Here is a 1013-nt window from a genome sequence, read left to right on the forward strand (position 1 = left end):
TCCGCCACAGACGCCGGCGATCTTGGCGTCGTCCGGGGTCCGGACGGGTCGGGTCCGCCACAGGGAGCGGAGCTCTGATGGGACGTCGTGGGTGCTGGTGCTGGACATGACTCCATCGTGGTGGGCGGGCCGTGGTTCCACATCGGGGGCCGACCCTGATATTCGACCCTGAGAGCACCCGGCAGGGATGATGACGGCATGGTCGACACCGTCGTGGGATTCCTGAGCTCGGACGACCCCCTGCGGCTCTTCGGAGTGACGATGGTCGGCGTCAGCGGACGCACCTCCGGGGCAGGGTCTTCGCGGTCGGTGACCGGATCGCCGTCGGGGAGGTGCGTGGCGACGTGATGTCGCTGGGCTTCCTGCGGACGACGGTGATGGAGATGGGGGCCCCGTCGTCCATGACCGGATCGGAGACCGGGAACTGGGTACCGAGCCGCCAGTTCACCGGGCGGGTGGTGACCGTGTCCAACGGCGTGATCTTCGACGAGGCCGTCTTCAACCACTCCCGCGGTTTCCCGTTCCTCTGGGAGGAGATCTCGGTCAACCTCCCCTTCGACGTTGATCTGCGCGTCGTGGACGAGTTGTTCTCCGCGTGCGCCGATCGGCACACGCGCCAACTCAGCGACGAGGCGATGGCGAGTATGCAGCGGATGAGCCGCGTCTACGCGGTCGACGTCCGCGAGTTCGGACCGCAGGTCTTCGTCTCCCTCCAGGAGGACTGGATCCTCGCGACCGTCCGTTTCGTCGTCGGCAGTCACGGGGCGCGGGCGGTCAAGGACGCGATCTCACGTGACCTGGTGGCCGGGCTGAAGGAACTCGGGATCACTCCGGCGAGCGTGGCCTACGACATCCGTGCGGTGGGCGGGCCCCCTCCCGGGACGGACGAACCGGGGGAGATCCCCGATACCTCTCGGGGTCGCGATCTGTGACCATGGCGGTATGAGTGAGAACGCGACCGATCAGGTATCGGCCCCCGCGCCGCGACCGCCGGTCGCTCCACGGCCGCCCGC

Annotated in this window: 1 protein-coding gene; it reads left to right on the forward strand. The window is 68.3% G+C overall.

From position 1 onward, the window contains the following. Window positions 1–332: 332 nt before the first annotated feature. Window positions 333–932, forward strand: a complete 600-nt coding sequence (locus tag G6018_RS09405) for a mechanosensitive ion channel (RefSeq protein ID WP_182639468.1) — start codon at window positions 333–335, stop codon at window positions 930–932. The last annotated feature ends 81 nt before the right edge of the window (window positions 933–1013 follow it).

Origin of the sequence: Dietzia sp. DQ11-44, assembly GCF_014145205.1 — a bacterium.
Lineage (GTDB): Bacteria > Actinomycetota > Actinomycetes > Mycobacteriales > Mycobacteriaceae > Dietzia > Dietzia natronolimnaea.